Source organism: Desulfovibrio sp. JC022 (assembly GCF_010470665.1).
In the GTDB taxonomy this organism is placed as follows: Bacteria; Desulfobacterota; Desulfovibrionia; order Desulfovibrionales; family Desulfovibrionaceae; genus Maridesulfovibrio.
Genome location: NZ_VOPZ01000004.1, coordinates 1 through 24,634, shown reverse-complemented (window position 1 = coordinate 24,634; position 24,634 = coordinate 1). Strand labels below are relative to the sequence as shown.

Below are 24,634 nucleotides of genomic sequence, written 5' to 3'. Positions count from 1 at the left end.
TATGAGGCGGGGATTTATGATTTTTTATGAGGAGAATTCCGACTGATGCAGAAAATTCCGGTTAAACTTGCGGCTCCGGGGATGAAGCTTGCCAAGCCTGTTACCCGCGATAACGGTATGGTTGTCCTTGCTGAAGGGCTGGAACTGACTGAGGGGATTATCCAGAAGCTGGAGTCCATGGACGTTGAGCGTATTGTTGTAAAGGGCAATCCCGTTGACCTGGGGGATAATGACAACTCCTCATGGTCCAAGAAATCGGAACGACTGGACCATCTCTTTCGCCGTTACGCCAAGGATAAGTGGATGTTCCGGGTTAAGGGATTTTTTAAGGAATATTTCGATTTGAAAGCAGCAGCTCAGAAGGCTGAGGAGGAAGCTGAGAGACTGGCTGAAGAGCAGGCCGCAGCAGAAGCAGCCGCCGCAGCAGAGGCTGCTGAAAACGAGGAGGAAGGATAAATGGCTGATCAAGACCTTAAAACCAGCGTCAAAGGGCAGATTCTTTCTACCTCAGACCTGCCTACCCTGCCTTCCGTCCTTGATGAAGTTACCAAGCTTGTTGATGATCCCAACTCCTCAACCGAACAGGTAGCCAAAGTTATTTCTCAGGACCAGGTGCTTTCCGCCAAGGTCCTTAAGATGGTAAACTCGCCCATTTACGGTTTTCCGGGCAGAATCACCACCATCCAGCATGCCCTTGTTCTGCTTGGCCTGAACGTTATCCGGGGTATTATTATTTCTACATCTGTTTTTGATATGATCCAGCAGGCCATGTCAGGGCTCTGGGAGCACAGCCTCGGTTGCGCCATGGCCAGTGGTGCCATTGCCAAGGCCGCAGGATTTGAAGATCCAGAAGAATTCACCGTTGCCGGACTTCTTCATGATCTTGGAAAGGTTGTTACCGCAGTGCAGCTGCCGGAGCTCAATGAAGCCGTGCGTATGACTGTGAAGGAAAAGGATTTAAGTTATTACGAAGCTGAAAGGCATATTCTTGGCTTTGGTCATGATCGCATCAATGCTTGGCTGGCCCGTCATTGGCATCTTCCGCCCAATGTGCGCGAAGCCATGACTTTTCACCATCACCCGGACCGGGCCCAGTTTTATCAGCAGACCGCCGCAGTGGTCCATGTGGGGGATTTTATGGTCCGCCTTTTTGAATACGGAAACGGCGGGGATGACCAGATTGCTTACTTTAAGCCCGCAGCCATGAAGATTCTGAAGTTGAAAATGAAAGATCTTGAGCCGGTCATGGATGAGGTCTCCGATAAGTTTATGGAAATTTCAGACCTCACTTTCTAGTTCTACCTGTTATTTTTTTAAATTTTTATGAATCGTGGTCCGCTTGAGCTTTGACGTTATATAATAGTTGATGTTAATGCGTAGGCTATGGACAAGAATAAGGATCACGGCCTGTTGGGGCTGGTAAAACATAAAGCTATTCTGGTTTCCCCTGATAACTCCTTGCGGGACCTTTTGTTTGAAATCTGGCCGCAGGATGTGCTGGATTTCACCTGCTATACAGAAGCACGCGGGGCAGTGGAAGATCTTTTTAATGAACCGCCGGATCTGCTCATTGTTGACAGCCGGGTGGAGGATGTTCCGGCGCAGGAACTGGCCCGGCTGGTAAAGAGCGAAAATGTTTACCGCCAGCTTCCGGTTATTATCTGCCTTGATGATACAGATCTTCAGCATCCATGGGACTGGAACGAAGTTGAGGTTGACGATTTTCTGGTCCGTCCTTTTTTTCTGCCCGTTGTACGTGAAAGGGTAAACCTCACTCTATGCCGTGCCTTGCGGGCACTTGATGCCAACCCCCTTTCAAAGCTTCCGGGCAACACTTCCATCATCCAGAGAATTCAAACTCTCATTGATCGCGAGCAGGATTTCGCTCTTGCGTATTGCGATCTTGATTATTTCAAGTCCTTTAACGACAAGTACGGCTTTTCGCGTGGTGACGAGGTGCTGATGATGAGTGCCCGCATTATCGTCAATACGGTGAAAAGTTTTGCCGGAGAGCAGACTTTTGTGGGTCACGTGGGCGGCGATGATTTTGTGGTAATTACCTCACCGGATATCATTGAAGAAGTCTGCCAGCGGATTATCTTTTCTTTTGACGGCATTGTGCCTAATTTTTATGACATGGAAGACCGCCAGCGCAAATCCATTGTTTCCAAAGACCGGCAGGGCAATACCCAGACTTTTCCGTTGATGGCTATTTCCATTGCCGTTGTCTTTAATATCGACGGCAGGATGAAGCATTTTGGTGAAGCTTCGGCCATTGCCATGAGCCTGAAGAAGAAAGCAAAAGAAAATCCCAAGAGCAATTATGTCCTCGACCGCAGGAACAAATAAAGACCTTCCCGAGCCTGTCCAAGTCTTCATGACCTATCTGGATGTGGAGAAGCGTGCATCCGCTGCAACTTTGCGCTCCTATGCAAAGGACCTTACCCAGTTTGAGGAATTCTTGGAGACTCGCAAAAGTTCTCTTGCCAAGCCTGAAAAGGTAATCCCGGACCATGTGCGCGGTTTTCTAGCCAAACTTCATGGGCAACGGCTTGCCAAGTCGACCATGTCGCGCAAGCTTTCTTCTTTGCGTTCATTTTTCAAGTATATGACCAAGCATCGGTTCATTAAAAATGACCCCATGACCGGGATCAGAAATCCCAAGCAGGAAATCCGTCATCCACGTTCGCTTAATGTTGATCAGGCCGTAAACCTCATGGATGCACATGTCGGTGATGAACCTGCGGATAAACGTGATCTTGCCCTGGCTGAAATGCTTTACGGTTCCGGTTTGCGGGTCAGTGAGGCAATTGCCTTTGACCTGTTTGATGTTGATACCTCAAGCGCGGTAGCCCGTGTTTCCGGTAAAGGGAACAAGGAACGCCTTTCTCCGCTTAGTGATGCAGCCTGCAAGGCTGTGAATGATTATCTGGCAGTACGTGCCGAGCTTGGGCCGTCCCTTGAAGAACAGGCCCTTTTTGTGGGGAACCGTGGCGGTCGTTTGAATCGCAGGCAGGTTAACCGTATCCTTGCTCGTATGGCCGAGGGAGCAGGGTTGCATGAGGGCGTGCATCCGCACATGCTCAGGCACAGTTTCGCTTCGCATATGCTGCAATCAGGGGCTGATATGCGCTCTGTGCAGGAACTTCTGGGGCATGAGCACCTCAGTACCACCCAGCGATACACTCATTTGAATCTGCAACAGATTATGAATGTTTATGACAAGGCTCATCCGTTGGCAGGCAACCAGTCTCCGGATTCAGATGGAGAGAAAAAGGAATAGAATTTTATAAATGAGTGTGTTAAGCAAAACTTAACTTAGCAATTCTGGAGGAAATTCAATGAAAAAGCAGACCGCAGCGGCAGTGACTAATGCAATTAATGACAAGAGTGAGGATGCACGCAAGGATGCGCTTTTTGAAATTCGCAGCCTGAAGAAGGATCTGGCCCAGCTTGAAAAAGAGCTTTCCTCCAAAAAATGTGAGATTGAAGATCCGGCCTTTGATCTAGTCCACAGTGCTTTTGAAATTTTCCGGCACACTCAGGTTATGGCTGAGAACCGCAAGCTTACAGTACAGATTGACGAAAGCCTCGAGAAGGCATCATTCAAGGATTACCTTGATGCAAAGGGGGCCCGAGTGCTTAAAAAGCCCGAAGGATGGCACTGGATTTCCCCGCAGGGCGAAATGCATTATCTAGGCGAGTCCGGTGATACTCAGGCTGCTGCTGAAAAATTGGAGTCTTTGATTTCCAAGCGCAAGAAACCTGCGGCTAAGAAAGCTGCAAAGCCCGTGGCTCCCAAGCCTGAAGTAAAAAAGCCTGCACCCAAGAAAGAGACTGCTCCCAAAGCTGAGCCTAAGAAAGAAGAAAAGAAAGCGGCTGAAAAGAAGTAGATTGAATTTTAAAATGCCAGACGGTTGGTTGAATGTGGTGGCGAAGCCTTACTAAATGAAAGAGGGCGTTCTACTAATTAGTAGAACGCCCTTTTTTATTATCTATGGAGAAGTCAGCTTAGCGTGCGACGGCGCGGTCGAATTCAGATTTAAGATCTGAGATTAGCTGCTTAACGGTGATGATCTTTTCGGTTCTCCAAGCATTGGAGCCGGCAAAGGCAAAACCGTTTTTCAGCTTGCCGCGCTGGGCATTGATCAGGGCGGCTGCGATGCAGTAGGGGCTTTCCTCTACTTTGCAGCTCTTGATGCAATGGAACGGGCATTTGAAGGGAGATTTTTTGCCATCGGTAACCGCTTCAAGGAAGTCGTTTTTTACTGCCCTGCCGGGAAGTCCGACCGGACTCTGGATGATGGCCATATCTTCTTTAGTGGAGTTTACATAAGCTTGTTTGAATTCTTCATCAGCATCGCATTCGTGAGTGGCGACAAAGCGGGTTCCCATCTGGACCCCGGCAGCTCCCATGTGGAGGAACTTGTTAATGTCTTCACCGGAATAAACACCGCCGGCGGCGATAACGGGAATGGTTCTGCCTGCTTTTTCTTCGAAAGGTCTAACAGCTTTGATGACTTCGGGTAGGATGTTTTCGAGGGCGAATTTGGGATCGTTGAGCTGCTCGCGTTTGAAGCCGAGGTGACCGCCTGCCATGGGGCCTTCAACTACGAATGCATCAGGCAGGTAATCGAACTTGGAGATCCATTTTTTGCAGATGATGGATGCTGCGCGGCCTGAAGATACGATGGGAACCAGTTTGGTCTTTGCGCCATCGTGCAGGTACTTGGGCAGATCCAGAGGCAGTCCGGCACCGGAAAAGATTACATCTGCGCCTTCTTTGACGGAAGTGCTGACCATGTCCGCGAAGTTGGACAGGGCAACCATGATGTTTACACCGAGGATGCCGGAGGTCATTTCTTTGGCCTTGCGGATTTCTTCGGCCAGAGTGTCGATGTGTGCTCTTGCGTGATCCTTACCGCCGTTCTTGTTGGTAAGGCCGATCATTGCAGCAGCGATAACGCCGATGCCGCCTTCTTTGGCAACTGCGGAAGCAAGGCCGGAGAGGGAAATACCCACACCCATGCCGCCCTGAATGACGGGGACCTTGGCAACGAGATCACCAATTTTAAGCTGAGGAAGATTCATACTAAAGTTCTCCTGTGACTTGTATATTTAAGAGTTGCCATTGGTTGATAAACAATACTGTCAGCAAAAACGCTTTGTGGCAGGTATCTGAAAGATACATACAGCGGTGTATTTATTGTTTAGAGGCAACTTTGAAGTCCGAGAAAAGTTTTTTCCTGTATGAGGCTTAAAGTCAAGTTCTTTTTGTCTGTTACAGCTTGGTGACGCTCTGTAAAAAAGCTTGTTTTGCAATGCAGAATACATACATTTCCTAGTGTATGTATTTCTCCACAATCATTTCAGCGAAGTACATGGAGCTGGTGAAGGCAGGTGAAATAGCGTTGAGTACGTGCACACTCTTTTTATCACTTTCCACAAGAAAGTCCATCACAAGTTCATTACGTTTCAGGTCTACTAATTGCGGGCGGATACCCACTTTGGGAGAGTTTTCAATATCATCAGGGGAAAGTTCTTTGACCAGTTCCTTTGCATCATTGAAGAAACATTTGAAAAAGTATTTACGCGGCTCTTCAAATGCAACGGAACGGAATTTTGGATTAGTAAAAAAGAGTATAGCGTCGCGTAACATTATGTCGAATGCTTCTTTATCCAGACCGCTCAGGATACCGTAGTTTTCGCGTCCAAAGGCGGGGATAGCGGTGGGGCCGAGATATACATCTCCGCCTGCTCCGCGGGTGAAGTGGATTCCGAGGAAGGGATTTTTGATATTGGGCACAGGGTAGATGCTGCCTTTGATGGTGTGCGCTTTTTCTTTTTTCAGTTTTTTATAGATGCCCTTGAAAGGGATGAGCTGATAGCCCTCACCGAATCCGAAAGGACGGGCTACCTGATCGCTGTATGCCCCGGCGGCATTGATGAACAGCCCGCAGCTTATTTCGCCTTTGTCGGTGACGATAGTATTGTTGCTTTTTGCAGTAATGAATTTGGTACCGAGCATGAAAGAGACTTTACCGCTGGATTCAAGATCATTATACAATGATTTCATCACTGCACGCGGGTCAACTACTGCGGTGTAGTGAGAAAACAACGCTTCTTTGGTTGTTTTTGCATTGGGTTCTATTTCGGAGAGCTGCTGTTCATCAATTATATCGACCTTGGCTCCGTTAGCAGTGGCCCGGCTGTACAGCTCATGCAGGGTGGGAAGTTCGGATTCATTACGGGCGACAATTACTTTGCCTGTTTCCAGCAGGGGTAATCCTTTTTCTCGGCAGTATTCTTTCATTCTGAAATTACCGGAAAGGCAGGAAACTGCACGCAAACTGCCCGGAGCATAATAAATTCCGGCATGCAGTACTCCGCTGTTACGCCCTGAAGCATGCTTTGCTATTTCAGATTCCTTATCGATAATCAGAATGTCCTTGTATCCTCTGGAAATAAGTTCCCGCGCCACAGTAAGGCCTACAATTCCAGCTCCGCAGATCATGATCTCAGCTGTTTTCATAGCTATATCCTTTTGGGAATCGTTAATTGTTTAGAAAGAATTAGCTTCCGCAGGCTTCCCGGTATGCACACCAATCACACATGTTGGAGCGGATGGGTTTGAAATCTTCCTCTAACAGCATGTTGTTGATGATCACTTTGCTCAGGGCCGGGATTTTTGTCTCAATGATTTCTTCGCGCTCTTCATCGCTTGTTTTGGAATCAAAGAGTCCTTTTTCCCGTCCGTCTGTGACCAGTTCCACCAGTGCGGCCTGTCTTGGCAGTTCACCAGAAGTGTGCTGGTCCATGAGTAGATAGAGTGGAAGTTGCAGACTGTTCGCCGTTCCCTTGATTTTTTCAAGAAAGGGTGTGCCGTCATGGTAGATCGCCTGCGGATCATCCAGCAACGGACCCCAGATGGATTCATCATCCCAGAAGGATTTGCGGGGCAAATGGAGTCGGCCGGTCTTGTAGTCCAGCACGTATCGTTCCCCGGCCCGTTCATCCACCCGGTCCACACGTCCGTGGATTCTGACTTTGAAATCATCCATTTCAAGCTCGGCCTGTGAGTCTGATTCCAGTTCTACTATTTTGGTCGGCTTCATATTTTTTAAGAATAGGGAGAGTCGATTTTTCCCGGCCTGTTCTAAAGATTTTTTTATGTCGTAGGCAAGGTTGGGATAGAGCGAATCCCGTTCCAGCCGGAGCATGAACAAATCCTGTAATTGATCTGCATCCAGATCTGCGCCGCTGATATCTTTATTCAGGTGCGGTTCAAGAAAATCCTTGAGCACGGAATGAATCAGATCCCCAAATCCGGCGCGGTCTCCGTCCTGATCCACAGTTACGCTCTCACGTACATTGGAAAGGTAACGGAAAAAAAACAGCTTAGGGCATCCCACGTAACAGTCGATGGCAGATGGGGAGAGTCCTTTGAACTTGAGCAGGTTTTGCAGTTTGTCCTGCAATGGTTCTTTTGGAATGGATGCTGGACTGTTTACGATGGCTCCCACGGGGAAATTAACGGCTTTGAGTGGGAAGTCATCACCCGGAGTGATGATTTCCTTACGTTGCTGTTCCATTTCCCAGAGTAGCTGTTCCACAAAACGGGAGCGGATGGATTTTGAATCCAGCAGACCGGGCTGCACACCGCTTTGATAAAAGATGCAGGATTCTTCGCTGCCCATGATTAAGCGGTAGAAGTTGTAGGTAGCAACAGATTCCCTTTCCCGTGAATCCGGCAGGTCCAGCAGGTGCCGCAACTGGTCCGGGAGCAGAGGGTCATAGGGATCAGTGCCGGGCAGTTTTTCATCAACGGTATCAAGAATAAAAGTTCGCTTAAAATTTAAAAGGCGACTTTCCAGCATACCGAGCACCTGCATACCGGAAATTGGGTCCGGCTCAAATGATACGCGCTGTGATGAGAGCAATTGCCGAAAAATGGAAAAGCAGAGCGATTGCCCGAAAATTTCATTGCTGATGGAGCTTTCGCGCAGTTCGGGGATGACTTCGTTCATGAGCCGGAATAGACATTCCGAATCCAGCAGGTAGCGGTTCCAGAGGGTGCCGCCTCGCTGGCGGAGCATTTCTGCCATAGCTTGCAGACTGTCCGCAAGCTCAGAGAGAGTCTCAATATCCTTGAATCCGTCGATGCAGACCTGTACCGCTTCAGCGCGCAGTTCCTCGGTGGTTTCCGGGTTGTCCACCAGATTGCCGTTGTCGTCGCTGTAGACCGGGACAAAATCTTTCACGTTTGCATAAGGCGCGCCGTGACGAAGTGCGTTTTCCCATTGGTGGAAGATGGTCCGCAAGGGCTGGTCGCCGTTTACTTCCAGCATTTTCAGGTAGGGATGGCGGATCAGTCCCAGAATATCTTTCCAGTAAAAGTTATGGACGTTGCGGTTTTCCTGTAATTTGAGGACGGCTTCCACTAATCCGTTCAGGGCTGAGCGTTCCAGCGGATATCCCATACTGATGTTGATGTCCTGTTCCGGCAAATGGTGCATGACCGGGAGCAGCAAAGAGGTGTCCGGTAGGACCACGGCGCAGCCTTCCACTTTTTGTGAGCACAGTTCATCGCGCATGGCGCAGAGCTGTGAATGGCGGTCGAACCCTTCAAAGAATTTCAGTTCCGGCAGTTTGCAGCTTCCTTTTGCAGAATGCTCCGAAACTGCTTCAGCTTTCCAGTTTTGCAGCCAGAGTCGATGTTCACGCACAGCAAAGTGTCCTTTGCGACCTTCAGCAAGTCCGGGATCACTGTGCCAGATGACCTGTAGACCCAGATTTTCCCAGAGGTAGCGGAAGAACATATCTTCCACGCCGCTGACTCCGTAGAATCCTGCCAAGTAAAGTTTGCGGTCCTTGAGGATATCATCAAGGCCGCTGAAATTTTCAACTAAGGTGCGGTTTTCCAGACCGGAAGTAGCCCAGCCGCGTTTCTCCAGCTCTTCTAGGTAACGGACGAAAATTATTTCCAGTTCTTCGAGCAGGGCAGCGGCCCATTCCAGCACTTCGCCCTGAAGCATGGTCAGGTTGCGCGGTTTGATATCCTGACGCAGCAGATCTTCAAGCAGGGAAGCCAGTCGGGTACCCCACGGGAAAAACATTTGCAGATCCGTAGGCATTTTGGAAAGCATGCCCGTGGATTCACTGCGCAGTTTTTCAATGATATCAAAGAGCAGTCCGACTTGATCCAACTTGCCGATCTTGCGTGGAAACTCGGCGGTAAGTTTGGGGATAAGTGAGGATACGAAGTCGGAGAATGAATAAATTTCCGGCAGGATGCACGGCTTAGGCAGTTGCTCCGAGCCCGCAAGGGCCTTTTTCAAATAACGGGCCGGGCGGTGGTGCGGGACAATGACCGTGACTTTGCTCAGGTCGCCGTCAGAATCATTGATTATAGTAGTGGCAAGATTTTCAATGAAATCTTCTTTCCACGAGATTATCTGGATATTTTTTTTATTTGTCATAGTATGCCTCCGGCGGCTCTGCCGAGGGCCTTAAACCCTAAACCCTTTTGGGAAAAGGGTTTAAGAATCCCAAAACTTTTTAGTATGGCTTCGCCGCTTCGCATTTTAAAACGCAAAAATATTTTATATAAAGGACATTCTAAAACTATTAAAAGTTTTAGGAGAGTCCAGAGAACCCTTTTTCAAAAGGGTTCTTTGGCCCCCGGAGGGCCGCCGGAGGCAATCATAAATTGATTTCTCTGGTAAATTTTCCATCTAAATAGACCAACAGGCCGCGTAATTCTTTCTCGTCACCGTACATGTCTCGTAATAGCTTCAAATATCTTTTGACCTGCTTTTCGTTTTCAGGCGAAGGCTGTCCGGTCTTGTATTCAACTACCAGTGCCCGTTTATCTTCCAAGAGCAGCAAATCGGCGCGATGGGTTTCGCCTTTCGCATCCATAATGGCTACTTCCGGCCTGCCGCGTTCGATAGCGGTACGTACATCCGGGACCGATAAGGCCCAGAGGGCCATGTTTGTCACTTCCGGGACCAGCACGTCTTCCTCCTCGGTCACTGCCGGGAACTTGGCAAAGGCGGCCTCGGCACTGCGGAGACAGTCGGCCTCGTCATCCCCGGTGAGGATCAGGTTTTCCATGGCGTTGTGGGCCAGTTCCCCGCGCATACGCGCATCATAGGAATAATCTTCGAGGTTATGGCGGTAAACGCGCAGTCTCGGCAGCCAGCCCATGAGTTCCGGTTCGGGGAGTCCATTGGCTTCTGGTTCGCAGAAATCGTCAGCTGAAGCTGTCTGCGATTCTTCTGGTTCGGGGGCGGGAGTTTGTTCTTCTTTTTCAGGATTCACGCCATATTCCAGCAAACCGAGATCATCGAATTTGTCTTCCAGAATCATTTCAATGGCAGCAAGTGCCGGACTTACACCCCGTGTCTTTTCCGAGGGCAGAAAACCGTAAAGTTCTTGTCCTGCTCGGGTCCAAGCCACATAGAGCAGGTTAAGCTGTTCGCTGAACATGCGGGTGCGGTTCTCGTAATAAATATCGCCCAGTGAGCTGCTCATGGGAGTGAGCATAGTCTGTCCATCTATTTGAATGTCTGCCAGAGAACTGTCCGGGCCGGATACAGACCAGTTATGGAAGGGCACCACAATGACCGGGAATTCCAGCCCCTTGGATTTATGAATAGTCATGATGCGTACCGCGTTGACTGATTCCGGCAGGGGGACTTTTTCCTCGGCGGATGAAAGTTCCCAGAAATCAAGAAATGCAGCCAGCGATGTACCGCGTTTTTCCTCGGCAAGGTGAACCACTTCAAGGAAGCGGCGGATGTATAGTTCATCCTGCGGGTAGGTTTCGATAAGTTTGAAGCGGGAAACCATTTCGCTGGCAAGGTCGTACGGGGTCATCAAGCCGGACTTGCGCAGGAAGGGCGAAATGTGCGTGTTCCAAAAATCCGGGTATTCTTCGGAAAAGCGGCGGTGCAGCGGTCCTTTGTCGCGTTCGGCCAGCCATTTGAAGAGGGCTTCGTGTTCAATCTTTGAGATGTGTCCGAATATTTCCTGTCCGCAAATGAATTCAAGAAAAGCGAGGTCGTCCTGCGGGTAATCAAGGAATTTGAGCAGGGAAACCATCTGGCGCACGATGGGATGGCGGTCCAGTTGCAAGCTGTTTTCAGTGATCACCGGGATGGATTTTTCTACCAGCCAATCGCAGACCAGCTGTGCATGCCCGTTGGAGCGAACCAATACGCAGACATCCCGGTATTCGCGGCGGGGGAACAACTTATCCATGAGCAGGTCAAAATTGCGGCGGGTTTCGTCCACGATTTCTTGTGAGCTGGAAGCGAAAACCCTTTGCAGCCGTACGTACCCGCCTGCGCGATCCTGTCCCGGAGGCAGCTGCTGGGATGCTTTTTCAAATGAATGGGAAATGTTTTGGGCCAGTTCGATCTGCTGTTCTTCCGGGCTGTTGGGGTAGAGCTTTTCTGAAAGGTCGAGGGCAAGATCATAGTCCGCCAAGGCCTCAAAGAATTCATTGTTGAATCCGATAACGTGCTCAAGGCTGCGCCAGTTGTAATCAAGATTAGCAGGAGTGAATTCGGAAAGAGCGTAGAGTTCCGGGTCCTGTCCTACTTCATCAAAAAGTTCGGAACGGCCCCCGCGCCAACTGTAGATGGCCTGCTTAACATCGCCCACATAAAAAAGACTGCCCGCCTTGGATAAGCATTCCACAGCCAGCGGAATCATGGCCTGCCACTGGGCAAGGCTTGTGTCCTGAAATTCGTCAACCAGCAAGTGGTGCAGCCGGGAACCCATGCGGCAAAATGCATCGGGCAAAGCGCTACCGCCTTGCAGTACGTAGCTTGCCACTTTAGGTAAATCCGCACTGAGCAGCATGCCGTTGCGGGTCTGGTATTCAATGATGTCGGCCCGGATTTCCTCTACAATGCGTACAAACGGGGCCAGTGCATAGGCCCCGCGTAGAATGGTGGCCTTGTCGCGGTAAATTTCATGGGCTTGCTTCAGGTCCGCGTATACTTTTTCGTGATAGGAACCGATGTCGCCTTTGGATTTTTTATTAACGCAATCCTCAAAGCTGTCCTTGGCAACCATGGTTGATTCCTTGGGCAGGTCCATGAAATCAATGGTTGCGGTATGGGCCAGATATTTCTTCAGATGGGCCGAGGCCGCAAGCTTGTCTGCATCAATGAGTGCCGACAGGTCGCGCACTGCTTTCTGGAATGCGTCGAATTCCATTTGCAGCAGTCCGGCTATTGCCTCCTGATCCGTAAGCCTCTCCGCCGGATGGTCGATGACGTGGGTCAGGATGGAGAGCAAGCGCATGCGCATTTGTTCGGAGAGCCAGAACCCCTGCTTTTCTTCCTTGAGCACTAGGCTGTCCACTGCATCGTCCAGTAGCTCTTTGCGCAGCAGGTCGCCTTCTTCGCATTGGGCTAGGAATTTGTTGAAGTTCGGCTCGAATAGGGCTTGCGGTTCAAAGAGCAGTTCGAATTCCGGGCTTAGTCCCAGTTCAAGGGCGAAGATGCGCACCAGCAGGTTCAGCAAGCTATCAATAGTACGGATATTCAGCCGATTGTAGCGTTGCAGGATGGGGATGAGTTGCTTTTTTGCGTCCAGAGGTTTCCAGTCCGCGCCCAGTCCGTCGCCTTCAATGTCCAGAGCGCGGTTTTTCAGGGAACGGATGACGCGTTCTTTCATCTCTGCCGCAGCCTTATTGGTAAAGGTAACGGCCATGATCTCAGGCCAGCAGTATCCTTTTCCCTGTGAGCTTTTACATACCGGGACGGAATCTTCTTCCTGCGCCCCTGCTAAGAGGGACAGGAATCGTGCAGTAAGTTCGTAGGTCTTACCAGACCCGGCAGAAGCCTTAACTTGTTTTAGCATTTACTTTTTGGGCTCCAGAGGCAAAAAATGCGATAATTTTATTTTCCATTACAATCATAAGCACTGCTGAAATAATCAGCGCACTGCCGATGTATCCGGTCCAGTCAAAGCTTTCGTTCCACCACAGCCATGCGAGAATGGCGGCGATTACGGGTTCGATGGTGGCTATTACCGAGGCGGATGTTGGTTCCAGCCATTTCAGGCCCGCGTAGTAAATAGAGTATGCGCCGTAGGTGCAGATCAGGGCCAGCGCGATGAGGCTCATCCATGAGGTTCCGGTTTTGGGGGTGAACTCAAAAAAGGGCAGCAGGAAGATTGCCCCCACGGGCAGGGCATAGAGAAATATTGTCGGTGTGGTGTAGCGTGCGAAGATGGTCTTACCGTAGATGTAGTAGAGGGCGTAGGTGAACCCGGAAGTCAGACCGAAGATGATGCCCGGCCAGGTGAAGGTCATTTCAGTCCCGGTTCCGAAAATCTGGGGTCCGAGAGAAACACAGGCTACTCCGCTGATGGTTATCAGCATGGCGGAAATCTTGACCGGAGTCATTTTTTCACCCAGCAGCAGCCATGACATGAAGGCCACCCATACCGGGGCTGTGTAGAGCAAGACCGAGGCAAGGGCCGCGCCTACATCCTGTACCGCCAACTGGTAGGAACCGTAAAAGATGGTCACGCCCACAAAGCCGAAACCTAGAATCTGGGGCAGGTCTTTAAGGTCGATTTTGATTGCCCGGATGCGGCAGGCATGGACAGCAAAGAGCATCCATGCGAAAACTGCCCGCCAGAAGGCATTCTCAAGTGGTGCAACTCCCTGTTCTATGGGGAATTTGGAAATGGGGCCGATCAGACCCCACATGATCGCGGCACAGATGACGAAGATACAGCCTTTAATATTCACGGCAAAACCTGCTATCTTGGGAAAAGGTTGATTAAGACCGTTTGGCAGCTTAGAAGTAGGTACTTGCTGTAAAAACGGCAGGTTGAATAAATTTCATTGCGCTTAGTGAGTTGTATGCTGTTTCCCTTGCAGCGTAAACCCTGTTTGATTGATTGGATTGGGGATCAACTAACAGAAACGGAAGATATAAAATTGAATGAAATTGACAAAAGAATAGCTGAAGATAGCGACGAAGGTCAGCGGCTGGATAAATTTATGCTCAAGATGCTTCCTGAAAGCGGACTTCGTGAGCGCAGGCGGCTTATTGAGAGTGGATGTGTTACCGTCAATGGTCGCAGCTGCCGTTCCGGTCTGAAGATGTTTTCCGGCGCGGAAGTTGTTCTATTTGACGCTGAGGACCGCTCTTGCGCTGTGGAGATTTTGTCTCGGGTAAAGGTGGTCAAGCAGGGTGATGGGTTCGGTGCTGTTTACAAACCTGAAGGTCTTCATTCAGCGGCAGTTGCAGGAAGCCCGGCACCTTCAGTAGAAGAATGTCTGGACGGAATTTTTTCGGGACAGGACCCTATTCTTGCTAACAGGCTGGACTTTCTTACTTCCGGGATGTTGCTGGTCGCCTTCGGAGTGGAAAGGGAAAATGAATTTCGCGCATACGAGGATTCAAGTACCGTGGATAAAATTTACCATGCCAAGGTGCATGGCATCCCTGATGAATCTTTTATCGTAAAGAACAGACTCGATACCGAAGATCGCAAGCGCACAAAAGTGCTCGATGAGCAGGCTTCACCGGAACGCTGGACCAGTGCAGAGGTGGTGAAAAGCTATGAAGACGGCACATCTCTTTTAGATATACGGATAGCCAAGGGCGCCCGCCACCAGATTCGCGCCCACCTCGCCCATGCGGGATTTCCTATTGTTGGTGATTCTCTTTATGGTCGCGAGGACGGGGCGGACAGGATGTATCTGCATCACCGGAAGATTATTCTGCCCGGTTTTGAGGCGGTTTGTGAGACGGGGTGGTAAGTCTTTTAATTTCTGTATTCTTATTTGTTTGTATAAAAAATCCCGTCCAGCTCAACCGCCGGACGGGATTTCCAATTTTATATTCTTTTAAACCTTACGACAGCAACAAAGCCTTAGCAAAGTCCTCGCCGTTAAACGGTCTGAGGTCTTCCATTTTCTCGCCCAAACCGATGTGGGTGATGGGGATTTTGTGCTGCATGGTAACTGATATCATGACTCCGCCTTTGGCTGTTCCGTCAAGCTTGGTCAGGATCAGTTCATCAACGCCGATTTCTTCGTTGAAGATCTTGGTCTGGGAGAGGGCGTTCTGTCCGGTGGTGGCATCGATGACCAGCACGCTGCGGTGCGGTGCTTCATCGTGCTTCTTGCCGAGGACCCTGCGGATTTTAAGCAGTTCTTCCATAAGGTTGGCTTTGTTGTGCAGACGTCCGGCAGTATCGAGCAGCATGAGGTCGTAGCCGTTTTTGACTGCGTAGTCGATGGCTTCAAATGCTACGGCTGCTGGGTCAGAGCCTTCTTCCTTGGCGTAGAATCCAGCACCCACGCGGCGGGCCCAGACTTCGAGCTGACCGATGGCGGCAGCGCGGAAAGTATCACCGGCAACGATGAGTACCTTGCGGCCCTGCATCTGAGCGCGGTGGGCCAGTTTTGCGATTGTGGTGGTTTTACCGACACCGTTTACGCCGATCATCATGACGACTTCCGGCGGGTTGAATGCTTTGATGCGTTTGGGGACTTTAAAAATATCGTCCAGTTCTTCACGCAACAAGTCTTTGAAATTCTCAGGGTTGGTTTCCCCGGCCTTGCGGATGCGCTCTTTCATGCGCTCCACCAGTTCCATGGAAGCATCGTAACCGACATCAGCCATGATCAGGATTTCCTCGAATTCTTCCCAGAAATCATCATCAAAGTCGGTATGGCTGGAGAGCATGGAATCGATACGCTTGGTGATCTGCTCACGGGTCTTGTTCAGACCTTCGGAAAGCTTGATGAACAGGCGACTGCGTTCGTCTTCCTCATCCTCAAGTTCAAGGGCGAGGGCCAGACGGTACTGGAGTTCGGAGCGGAAATCATCCACATACTCGTAATCCATGTCTTCGAGCCAATCTTTGAAGCGGACGATGAAGTCTTCGGCTTCATTCCTCGGTGCTTCAAGTGCTTCCAGCAGGAAGGCAAGGCGATCCCAGAGATCGTCTCCGGCTTCCTCGATTCCCTCAAGGATCAGGCCCAGCCATACGGAAAGTCGCGGTTCTGCCTGTTGCAGGGATTTGGTCAGCTCAATCTGCCACTGCGGCTTGTCTTCCGCGGGCTGAGCTTCGGTTTCCATAACCGGTTCAAGGATGGTCGGTCCGGCTGGCGCAACTGTTTTTTTCGCAACAGGTTCCATTTCAGCAGCGGGAGTTTCTTCGATAACTTCCTGCGCAGGTTCGGCAACTGGTTCCGGTTCCACTTCTACAGCTGGAGTATCTACGATTATTTCCTGCTCAGGTTCGGCAACAGGTTCCACTTCTGCAACAGGAGTTTGCTCGGTGATTTCCGGCTCAGAAGCAGGCTCTTCGATAATCGGCTCTTCTGCCGGGATTTCAGCTTTTTCTTCAACTTGTTCCGGCTCTGCTTCGACTTTGGTTTCAACAGGTTCCGGTTCAACGCGCTCCGGCTCAGGAGTCGGTTCAGGTTCGGGTGCGGGCTCAGGTTCCGGCTGAGCTTTAACTTCCGGTTCTTCTACTTCTTCTTGCGGCTCATAATCATCGCCGAGATAGTCTTTAAGTGCTTGTTCAGCCTTTTCTTCAGGGCTGCTCCACAATTTTTTTACTTTAGAAAAGAATCCCATTGAAATCCCCTTTGCAGTCTATTTTGAACAGGCGAAGATAGCGCAGTAAGCGCGGATACGCAACTATCCGGATTCGGCTCTATTCGCTGTCAGCTTAACAGATATATCCTGAATGAAATTAGTCCAGAGGGTTGTGGTTTTATGAATGAAAAAGCCCCGCACGCATTAGATGCGGGCGGGGCTAAAGAGGTAGCTAAAAAGATAGGTCGTTGAAAACAGGAGTGGGTTTAGTCCACTTTGCTGTAAGCCTTGGGAGCGGCTCCGCAGATAGGACACTTTTCAGTTGCAGCACCGTTCTGAGTGTGTCCGCATACTGAACAGATGTAGAATTCAGCTTCTGCAAACTTGTCTCCGTCAGCGTTGAGTGCTTCAGTGTACAGATTCGCATGAATTTTTTCCGCTTCATTTGCAAAACCGAAGTAGCGCAGTACTGCATTTTCGCCTTCAGCTTTGGCATCTTCCATCATCTCGGGATACATGGATTCGAATTCGTAGCTTTCGCCTTCAATAGCCTGTTTCAGGTTTTCTTCCGTGGAGCCGATACCTTTCATAAGGCGCAGATGAGCGTGAGCGTGAATAGTTTCTGCTGCTGCGGCTGCGCGGAAAAGTTTGGCTACGCCGGGTTTGCCTTCAGCTTCTGCTTTTTCAGCGAAAGCGAGATATTTACGGTTAGCCTGAGATTCGCCTGCAAAAGCTGCTTTAAGATTTTCAAGTGTTTTGGTCATTGGAGTTCTCCTTGTTGTTCAATTTGAATCTGAATTTATTGTTAAAAAACTTTGTTCCGTTTCGTTGAAATAATTAATAACGATTCCTATTATGAAATGCAAGCAGAAAATGAAATTAATTTAAAGAAAGATCACATCTTTTCCACTGCCATATACATATATATTAATGATGCATAAGTTGGTTGAAATTTAGCCGCCTAGCAGCTACATCTTACGCGAAGCGCAATTATCGGCGTTAAACCAAGTGATTGGAGACAATTTATGAGAAGAACATGCGTTAAAGATATTTTGAATGCGGAAAGTGCAACAGCTGAAATTTTGCTTAAAGGCTGGGTCCGCACCAAGCGTGATAATAAAGGCTTTTCATTTCTGGAGGTTAACGACGGCTCCTGCCTGAAGAACGTGCAGGTTATCATCGATCATACTCCTGAAATTGAAGCTGAGTTGGAGAAAATATCCACAGGAGCCTCCGTGGGTGTTGTCGGTGAATTGGTCGAATCGCCCGGTAAGGGGCAGAAGTGGGAAGTGCGCGGCAAGTCCATCGAGTTGATCGGCTATGCGGATCCTGAAACTTTTCCGCTTCAGAAGAAACGTCATTCTGATGAATTCCTGCGTTCCATTGCCCATCTGCGTCCGCGCTCAAATAAATTCGGGGCCATGTTTCGCATCCGTTCCGAGCTTTCCTACGCCATTCATAAATTTTACCGTGATAAGGGATTCTTTTACGTACATACCCCGATCATTACCGGCTCCGACTGTGAAGGCGCGGGCGAAATGTTCCGGGTTACTTCCCTTGACAGCGAAGCCCTTTCTTCCATGAAAAAGGAAGATCAGGCAGCCAACGACTTCTTCGGTAAGGAAGCGCACCTGACTGTTTCCGGTCAGCTTGATGCTGAAATGTACGCCCTTTCCCTCGGGAAGGTGTATACTTTCGGACCTACTTTCCGTGCTGAAAAGTCCAATACTCCGCGCCACGCCGCCGAGTTCTGGATGATTGAACCCGAAGTTGCCTTCGCCGACCTCAACGACAACATGGATCTCGGCGAGGAGATGGTCAAATATCTCATCAATCATGTTCTTGAAAATTGTGCTGACGATATCGAGCTGTTTGCGAAATTCGTGGACAAAACCCTCATGGATACACTGCGCAATACTCTTGATAACGAGTTCGAACGCATCCGTTATGAAGACGCAGTGAACCTGCTTCAGCGTTGCAAGAAAGCCAAGAAGTTTGAATATTATCCTGAATACGGTCAGGATTTGCAGACCGAGCATGAAAGATATCTTACTGAGAAGCATTTCAAAAAACCGGTAATTGTTTATGATTATCCCAGAGAAATTAAACCTTTCTACATGCGTGTGAACGATGACGGCAAAACCGTGGCTGCCATGGACTTGCTTGTTCCCAGAATAGGTGAGCTGGTCGGCGGTTCGCAGCGTGAGGAAAGACTTGATGTTCTGGAAAGCAGAATTGCTGAAACCGGAATGGATTCCGAAGAATACTGGTGGTATCTGGATACCCGCCGTTTCGGAACCGCACCCCACGCAGGGTTTGGTATGGGCTTCGAACGCATGCTTATGCTGCTCACCGGAGTGACCAATATCCGTGACGTTATTCCTTTCCCCAGAACTCCCAAGAATCTTGAATTCTAATTAGTAAATTATGGGGCCGCCTTGAGCGGCCCTTTTTTCTTTTATGCTTACAATCCCTCGTTTTATCCAAAAATCCTCGGATTTTGCCGACATCACTGTGGATGGCATTACTTTTGTGCAATTTCAGAGCAGGAGTTCGGAGATTCGTCATGAAGTATGTGTTTCGCAGCATTCTCTTGTTTTTGTCCTTGAGGGTACAAAATATATTCATTCTGCTGACGGGGATATGGTGGTTCGCAAAGGGGAAGCTTTCTTCTGCCGTAAGGGTTGCCACCTCATGTCTGAGATGATCCCGGAAAATGGCGGGACATTTGATACTGTTCTTTTCTTTTTTGATGACCCCATGTTCGCGAATTTTGTGAATCTGCTTTCCGTAAAAAAGATTAATTCTACAAGACTTGAGCGGTCTGCTTTTAATATAAAAGTGGCAGATCCGGTCGGTATCTACCTGGCGTCAATGCTGTCTTTGTTTGATTCTCCGCTGGGTAGGAATAATGATTTTTTGCGGCTGAAGGTTGAGGAACTGCTACATTATATATGTATCACTCCGGGTAATGATGAATTTCTCAGCTTTTTAATTTCATGCAGGGATGTGGGAAGGGAGGATTTGTCTGTGGTTATGGAGCGGTATTTTAATAAAAATATCAGCCTTGAAACCATTGCAGAACTCTCAGGAAGAAGCCTTTCCTCTTTTAAACGCGAATTCAAAAAAACGTTTGATACCACTCCCGCGCGCTGGATTCGCCAAAGGCGCATGTCTTGGGCGGAACAGCTTATCCGCAATTCAAATAAAAATATTACCGAGATTTCTTATGAATCCGGCTACGAAAGTCTGTCTCATTTCAGCACTCTTTTCCGTAAAAATTACGGAGTCACTCCTCGCGAATATCGAGCTGAACTGAATTCAGCAAAATCTGGTCTTTAATCGCAAGTCCTGTTCCGTCCTTTGCGCTAGCTTCTTCTTTAAACAGAACAAGGAGAAATTTTATGCGTAAATATTCAATCAGCGCAATTTGTCTTTTTATGGTCTTGCAGCTTGTAGCCTGCTCATCAAAGACTACCATTGTGGACGGCTTTTCCGCGCCGGAAAGTGTAATTTCTGACGGAACATATTTTTATGTTTCAAATGTAGGCGAAAAGCTTAAGCCTATGGACAAGGATGGCGACGGTTATATTTCCCGGTTATCGGCTGAAGGCGATGTCTTGGAGAGGAAATATATCAGCGGTCTGAACGCACCCAAGGGAACGACGGTTTTAAACGGAATCCTCTATGTAAATGATATTGATCATCTTCAAGGTTATTCTTTGGCAGATGGGAAACAGGTTGTAGATCTTGATTTTTCCGCTGAGGGGACTTCGTTTCTGAATGGTATAGCCGTCATTGATGATAAGTTGCTCATCTCCGCAATGGATACTGGTGATCTTTTTGTTGTTGATGTCTCATCCTCTCCAACTGTCACCAAACTTGAATGTACTACCGACCTTTTCGGTCCTAACGGTCTTTCGTACGATGCCAAGACTGGAGCTATTTATCTTTGTTCGTTCGGCAAGGACCACAAGCCTAATGGTATTGTGGGTAAAGGGCGCATTGACGGCAATAAGTTTTACTTCAAGAAGATCAGTTCGAGAAATGGATTGTACGACGGAATGGTCTATCATGATGGAAATGTCATCTTTTCCGACTGGGTTGATTTCAAAAAAGAGGGCGTTTTGATTCGTCAAGATGTTGAAACAGGAGAGCTCTCTACTCTTGATCTTGGTGAAAAGATCGGCGGCCCTGCTGATTTCTATCTGGATAAGGAAGGTAAAAGACTTTGGATTCCCATGATGCTGGAAAATAAAGTTATGATTGCCAGATATTAATCTGGCTGAGAAAGGTTAACGCCCCGCTTTCGTGTATACGAAAGCGGGGCGCTTCTTTATCTCTATTTCAATGGCATGAGCAATACAGTTACTAAATGTTCCGGTTTTGTGTTGGTAGGATCATTCATATACTGCTCGTAGCAGGGAGCTTCTGCATGGGTTTCTCCGCTTTGCGGAAGCCATTTTTCGTAAAATTCGGTCCATGAATCTTTGAGTTTTTCGTAAGGACCGAGGTGAGTGGTGACGGCATATTTTCCACCGGGGAAATCTTTAAATTTGATTTCAGCAGGAGCATTACTTTCATTTTCTATGGTTATGCAGGCTTCTGAGCGCAGCTCTGCCGCAGGAACCTGTCCCGGATCATCATGATAAACTCCGTAGAATCTGGTCTTGGGGTTGAAAATTCCAGCTGGACCAGCCCACCCACAAAGCTTTTCCCAAGCTTTACCTACTTCTTCATAAGGTCCTACGTGTTCAGCATAAGCCATTTTTGCCGGATCAAGGGTCCAAATCTGTACGTCCATTTTTAGCACTCCATGTTATATATTAATATATGGCCAGCCAGATTTCCGTAACCGCTTCTTCGGGCGGAACATCCGGTGGAACTTTTATGTACTTTTCAAATGATGGGATAGTGTTTTTCAGCTGATATCCACTACTGGGTAACCATTTACCGTAAAGTTCCCGGTAGATGCCGTGCATTTTTTCGTAAGGTCCGTAATGAGTTGTAACTGCGTATTTACCGCCGGGGATAACCTGAATTCCCATTTCAGGAGGAGTTTCAACTTCCTTATTAATGGTAAAGCAGGCATCGTAGCGGATCTTTTCTTCCGGGGTGATGTCCGGATCATCGTAAGAAAGCCCTAGAAATTCGGTTTTCTCATCAAGGAGACCATTGCCGTAGCCCCAACCGCAAAGTTTTTCCCACGCCTTTTCAACTTTAGGGTAGGGACCGACGTGGCGGATAAACACAACTTGAACTTCCTCTCGGGTGCGGACTTCTACCTTGCAGGAATGTGGTGTGTCATCCAGTTCAAAGCCTTCAATGCTCGGGTCCGGGCGGTAGTGGATTTTTCCGTCACCTCCGGGAGCCAGCATGGCCCGCGAGCTATTTCTGAAATCGCTGGGTGAAACAAGAAATCTTTTTTTGAATGCTCTACTGAACGTTTCCGGAGATTCAAACCCGGCATCAAGCGCAATAGCCATGACAGTGGTATCCGAGTAGCAAAGTCGGTAGGAGGCACGTTCCAGGCGAAGCCTGCGGACGTGTTCCTTTAGGCTTTCACCTACCATGCCTTTGAAAATACGGTGGAAGTGAGCCACGGAAAAGCAGGCCTGTTCAGCCAATGTTTCCGGGGAAAGGTCTCCGTCCAGATTGCGCTGGATGTAGAGCAGGACTTCCATCATTCTTTCATTATATGGATTTAATATTGTGGACATGTATTTCCCTTGAATTTGTTTCGTTAATTAATACTAAACATGTTTTGCTGGCGTTGACATGACATTTTTTATCATTCGTAAATTTAATTGAAAAGTGGGGATGAACGAGCAACTGTATGCAGTTGATGATTTGAATCATCTGGGGTTAGAATAGGGGCATGAATAAATTGATATCAGCAGCCCTGCTGGGGGTTACACTTTTTATAGCCTGTTCCTGCACTCCGGTGAAGCAGTTTGTCGGCAATCCTTGTATCAGCAATTCTTCGACAGTGATGCAGCGTATTGTCGATTCATCTGTCTGTGCACTTAATCATATGCGGACCAAAGACAGCCTGTCTCATATTGATCATTTGCTGGAAGACGCCAGAGCTGTTTTCATTTTTCCGGATGTATACAAAGCCGCTTTTATGGTCGGGGCTGAGGCTGGGCCCGGAGTGCTTTGCGCCAAGGATGATACCGGATTCTGGAACGGCCCTGCTTTTTTTAATATGGCAGGGATCGATATCGGCTTGCAGGGTGGGGTGGAAGGTAAGAGCTTGTTGGTCTTTCTCATGGATGATCAGGCCCTCGAAGATGCTCTTGGCGGGAAAATCGACCTTTCGCTGGGTGCTGATCTTGCGGTGGGGCACACTGCCGAGCGCAGCAGCCGGGGGACTTTTGATGCAGAAGGAAACATTTTGCTGCTGGTGGATCAGGCCGGGGCTTATGGGGGTATGACATATCGCACCGGGGCGTTTATGGTCAGCAATGATTTCAATAAACGTTATTACGGCAAAAAAGTCAGCGTGCGTGAATTGCTCATGACCCACAAGCACGACAAGCCTGAAGCGGATAAACTTCTACTTAGTCTGGCAGGCATCTACTGATTTTTAGTGATCTTGGCGTTGGTCTTTTTTCTTTCCCGAGTGTAGCGCAGCAGGTCTTCGCAAATAAATTGTGCGCTGTGATAGAAGGCAAAAAACTGTATCATTTTTTGTAAATAGAATCTGCGGGTAGCTCCTTCATTGCGCAGGGTTTCCAGTTTCTTTTGCGAGGCAACAAGGGCATCATGTAAAGATTTCTCATCTGGAATTCTCTTTGAGCCAATATCGCGCATGGCCTGCGAGGTTGCTTTCGCTAGCTGGCGAAGCTCATCTTCCATTATTATATGATAGCCTTCGCCGTGAACATGGCTCAGTGCATGGAGCATGGCCCGCAGGTGTGAAGCACATTTCTCTAAGATCTCCACCTTCATGCCCAGCAGTTGTGTGTCTTCTATGTATATGAAGCGTTCGAGACGGATTACCTTGGCGTATGTTTCACGGTTCTTGGTCAGTCTGCTGTTAAAAGCTTCAAGCGCGCTGGGAATCAGGCAGCTCTGTTTATCAAGGAAACCATCCATCAGGGTTTCATAGTTTGCTGCACATTCTTCGAATTGATTGAAAAGTTCTTTTTTCAATGTCTCAGATGCGCGCATGGGCCAAAGTGCTATACTGGTAACAAAGGCACTGCCAACTCCAATCCCAATTTCGAGTACCCTGAATAAACCGAATTCAACACGGTTAGGTTCACCGAGACTGGCTAAAGTTACGATAGTAGTCGTTATGGCGGCCATTTTGTAGCGGTTGTTATAGCGGGTCATGTAAGCGCAGAAACCTACCGAAACGAAAAGCGCAAGCATGGTCATATGCGGGGTTTCCGGGAAGGCCAGAATACACAAGACCCCGATGAATGCGCCTATGGCTGTGCCTGAAAAGCGGTACCAGCACATCTTAATGGAATCGGCAACGTTGATCTGCATGACAATTACCGCAGAAAGGGCGGCCCAATATCCGAACTTCAAACTGCACAGATCTGCAACGATATAGGCGAGAACTGCGGCAATTCCGGTTTTCAGTCCGTGTTTAATGTGGGCCTGATGGGCACTTATAGTTTTAAAATTCATAATAGGTCAGTAAGCCTGATTGGTTATGTGTTTCAAGACAGGAGTCTTAATATGTATAGTATATGTGGATTGGCAATAGGTTGTTAGTGAAATTTTAGAATATATAACTTTATCAGCAAAACCCGCACCATTAAGCCATCCTTATAAATTAACACTCAAATATACCACAAATAATTCAAAAACCCCTTGACCCCGTCCGTTGTTTTCCATAGAACCTCTTTCTCGAAGCAGCAACGGCTGAAAGCCACGAGCTTGTCGGGGATTTTTTTTCTGACTGACCGGACATTAGCGGTTGACATTCGGATCGGGTTTGCATAGATTCCCAATCCGCGCTTAGCGAAAGCAAGGCACTGAGATCATTGAAAAAATATTTTGCGAGAACATGAAAATTAATGATTGAC

The 24,634-nt window shown here is 48.5% G+C and carries 20 protein-coding genes; 10 read left to right on the top strand and 10 right to left on the bottom strand.

Features of this window, described 5'->3' with window-relative positions:
- Positions 1–45 precede the first annotated feature (45 nt).
- The 5 genes from FMS18_RS07220 (at position 46) to FMS18_RS07200 (ending at position 3,893) form a co-directional block, all read left to right on the top strand.
- Positions 46–456, top strand: a complete 411-nt coding sequence (locus FMS18_RS07220; protein ID WP_163293085.1) for a hypothetical protein — start codon at positions 46–48, stop codon at positions 454–456.
- Positions 457–1,296 (top strand): HDOD domain-containing protein, encoded by an 840-nt coding sequence (locus tag FMS18_RS07215; RefSeq protein ID WP_136675570.1) that lies wholly within the window; start codon positions 457–459, stop codon positions 1,294–1,296.
- 87 nt (positions 1,297–1,383) lie between these two features.
- Positions 1,384–2,349 (top strand): diguanylate cyclase, encoded by a 966-nt coding sequence (locus FMS18_RS07210; RefSeq protein WP_163293084.1) that lies wholly within the window; start codon positions 1,384–1,386, stop codon positions 2,347–2,349.
- Positions 2,324–3,283 carry a tyrosine recombinase XerC gene (gene xerC / locus FMS18_RS07205; protein WP_163293083.1) on the top strand — a complete coding sequence of 320 codons (960 nt, stop codon included), beginning with the start codon at positions 2,324–2,326 and terminating at the stop codon, positions 3,281–3,283. Before FMS18_RS07210 ends, xerC begins: the two co-directional genes overlap by 26 nt.
- Positions 3,284–3,341: 58 nt before the next feature.
- Positions 3,342–3,893 (top strand): hypothetical protein, encoded by a 552-nt coding sequence (locus FMS18_RS07200; RefSeq protein ID WP_163293082.1) that lies wholly within the window; start codon positions 3,342–3,344, stop codon positions 3,891–3,893.
- A 118-nt stretch (positions 3,894–4,011) separates the two neighbouring features.
- Here the strand turns inward: FMS18_RS07200 and FMS18_RS07195 are convergent, their stop codons facing one another.
- The 5 genes from FMS18_RS07195 to FMS18_RS07175 form a co-directional block, all read right to left on the bottom strand.
- Positions 4,012–5,091, bottom strand: coding sequence for a nitronate monooxygenase family protein (locus tag FMS18_RS07195; RefSeq protein ID WP_163293081.1), 1,080 nt, complete (start codon positions 5,089–5,091; stop codon positions 4,012–4,014).
- A gap of 250 nt (positions 5,092–5,341) precedes the next feature.
- On the bottom strand, positions 5,342–6,532 hold the full coding sequence (gene lhgO, locus FMS18_RS07190) for an L-2-hydroxyglutarate oxidase (protein ID WP_203544565.1): 1,191 nt from the start codon (positions 6,530–6,532) through the stop codon (positions 5,342–5,344).
- A 40-nt stretch (positions 6,533–6,572) separates the two neighbouring features.
- Positions 6,573–9,479, bottom strand: a complete 2,907-nt coding sequence (locus FMS18_RS07185) for a PD-(D/E)XK nuclease family protein (protein ID WP_163293080.1) — start codon at positions 9,477–9,479, stop codon at positions 6,573–6,575.
- 223 nt (positions 9,480–9,702) lie between these two features.
- Positions 9,703–12,879: an exodeoxyribonuclease V subunit beta gene (locus tag FMS18_RS07180; RefSeq protein WP_163293079.1), complete on the bottom strand. Its 3,177-nt coding sequence runs from the start codon at positions 12,877–12,879 to the stop codon at positions 9,703–9,705.
- Entirely contained in the window at positions 12,863–13,777 is a 915-nt protein-coding gene (locus FMS18_RS07175) for an EamA family transporter (RefSeq protein ID WP_163293078.1), read from the bottom strand. The genes FMS18_RS07180 and FMS18_RS07175 overlap by 17 nt, the downstream gene beginning before the upstream one ends.
- A gap of 192 nt (positions 13,778–13,969) precedes the next feature.
- Here FMS18_RS07175 and FMS18_RS07170 point away from each other — a divergent pair, with 192 nt between their 5' ends.
- A complete protein-coding gene (locus tag FMS18_RS07170; protein WP_239060979.1) occupies positions 13,970–14,797 on the top strand; it encodes an RluA family pseudouridine synthase in 828 nt (275 codons plus the stop codon).
- A 94-nt stretch (positions 14,798–14,891) separates the two neighbouring features.
- Here FMS18_RS07170 and ftsY read toward each other — a convergent pair whose 3' ends face one another.
- Together ftsY and FMS18_RS07160 are read right to left on the bottom strand one after the other, a co-directional pair.
- Complete coding sequence (gene ftsY / locus FMS18_RS07165) at positions 14,892–16,628, bottom strand: signal recognition particle-docking protein FtsY (protein ID WP_163293076.1); 1,737 nt, start codon at positions 16,626–16,628, stop codon at positions 14,892–14,894.
- Positions 16,629–16,855: 227 nt separating this feature from the next.
- Complete coding sequence (locus tag FMS18_RS07160) at positions 16,856–17,353, bottom strand: rubrerythrin family protein (RefSeq protein ID WP_163293075.1); 498 nt, start codon at positions 17,351–17,353, stop codon at positions 16,856–16,858.
- Positions 17,354–17,614: 261 nt separating this feature from the next.
- Between FMS18_RS07160 and asnS the strand changes: the two genes are divergently transcribed.
- From asnS to FMS18_RS07145, 3 genes are all read left to right on the top strand, one after another.
- On the top strand, positions 17,615–19,006 hold the full coding sequence (gene asnS, locus FMS18_RS07155; protein WP_163293074.1) for an asparagine--tRNA ligase: 1,392 nt from the start codon (positions 17,615–17,617) through the stop codon (positions 19,004–19,006).
- Positions 19,007–19,049: 43 nt separating this feature from the next.
- The gene (locus FMS18_RS07150; protein ID WP_163293073.1) at positions 19,050–19,931 is read left to right on the top strand and encodes a helix-turn-helix transcriptional regulator; all 882 of its coding nucleotides are present in this window, start codon (positions 19,050–19,052) and stop codon (positions 19,929–19,931) included.
- Between the two features lie 62 nt (positions 19,932–19,993).
- Positions 19,994–20,869, top strand: a complete 876-nt coding sequence (locus FMS18_RS07145; RefSeq protein WP_163293072.1) for a hypothetical protein — start codon at positions 19,994–19,996, stop codon at positions 20,867–20,869.
- A gap of 62 nt (positions 20,870–20,931) precedes the next feature.
- Here FMS18_RS07145 and FMS18_RS07140 read toward each other — a convergent pair whose 3' ends face one another.
- Positions 20,932–21,393, bottom strand: coding sequence for a GyrI-like domain-containing protein (locus tag FMS18_RS07140; RefSeq protein WP_163293071.1), 462 nt, complete (start codon positions 21,391–21,393; stop codon positions 20,932–20,934).
- Positions 21,394–21,415: 22 nt separating this feature from the next.
- Complete coding sequence (locus tag FMS18_RS07135; protein ID WP_163293070.1) at positions 21,416–22,309, bottom strand: GyrI-like domain-containing protein; 894 nt, start codon at positions 22,307–22,309, stop codon at positions 21,416–21,418.
- Between the two features lie 158 nt (positions 22,310–22,467).
- Here FMS18_RS07135 and FMS18_RS07130 point away from each other — a divergent pair, with 158 nt between their 5' ends.
- The gene (locus FMS18_RS07130; RefSeq protein ID WP_163293069.1) at positions 22,468–23,175 is read left to right on the top strand and encodes a lipid-binding SYLF domain-containing protein; all 708 of its coding nucleotides are present in this window, start codon (positions 22,468–22,470) and stop codon (positions 23,173–23,175) included.
- Here the strand turns inward: FMS18_RS07130 and FMS18_RS07125 are convergent.
- Positions 23,169–24,233 (bottom strand): FUSC family protein, encoded by a 1,065-nt coding sequence (locus tag FMS18_RS07125; RefSeq protein ID WP_163293068.1) that lies wholly within the window; start codon positions 24,231–24,233, stop codon positions 23,169–23,171. The two genes, FMS18_RS07130 and FMS18_RS07125, sit on opposite strands and share 7 nt — an antisense overlap.
- Positions 24,234–24,634: the final 401 nt, after the last annotated feature.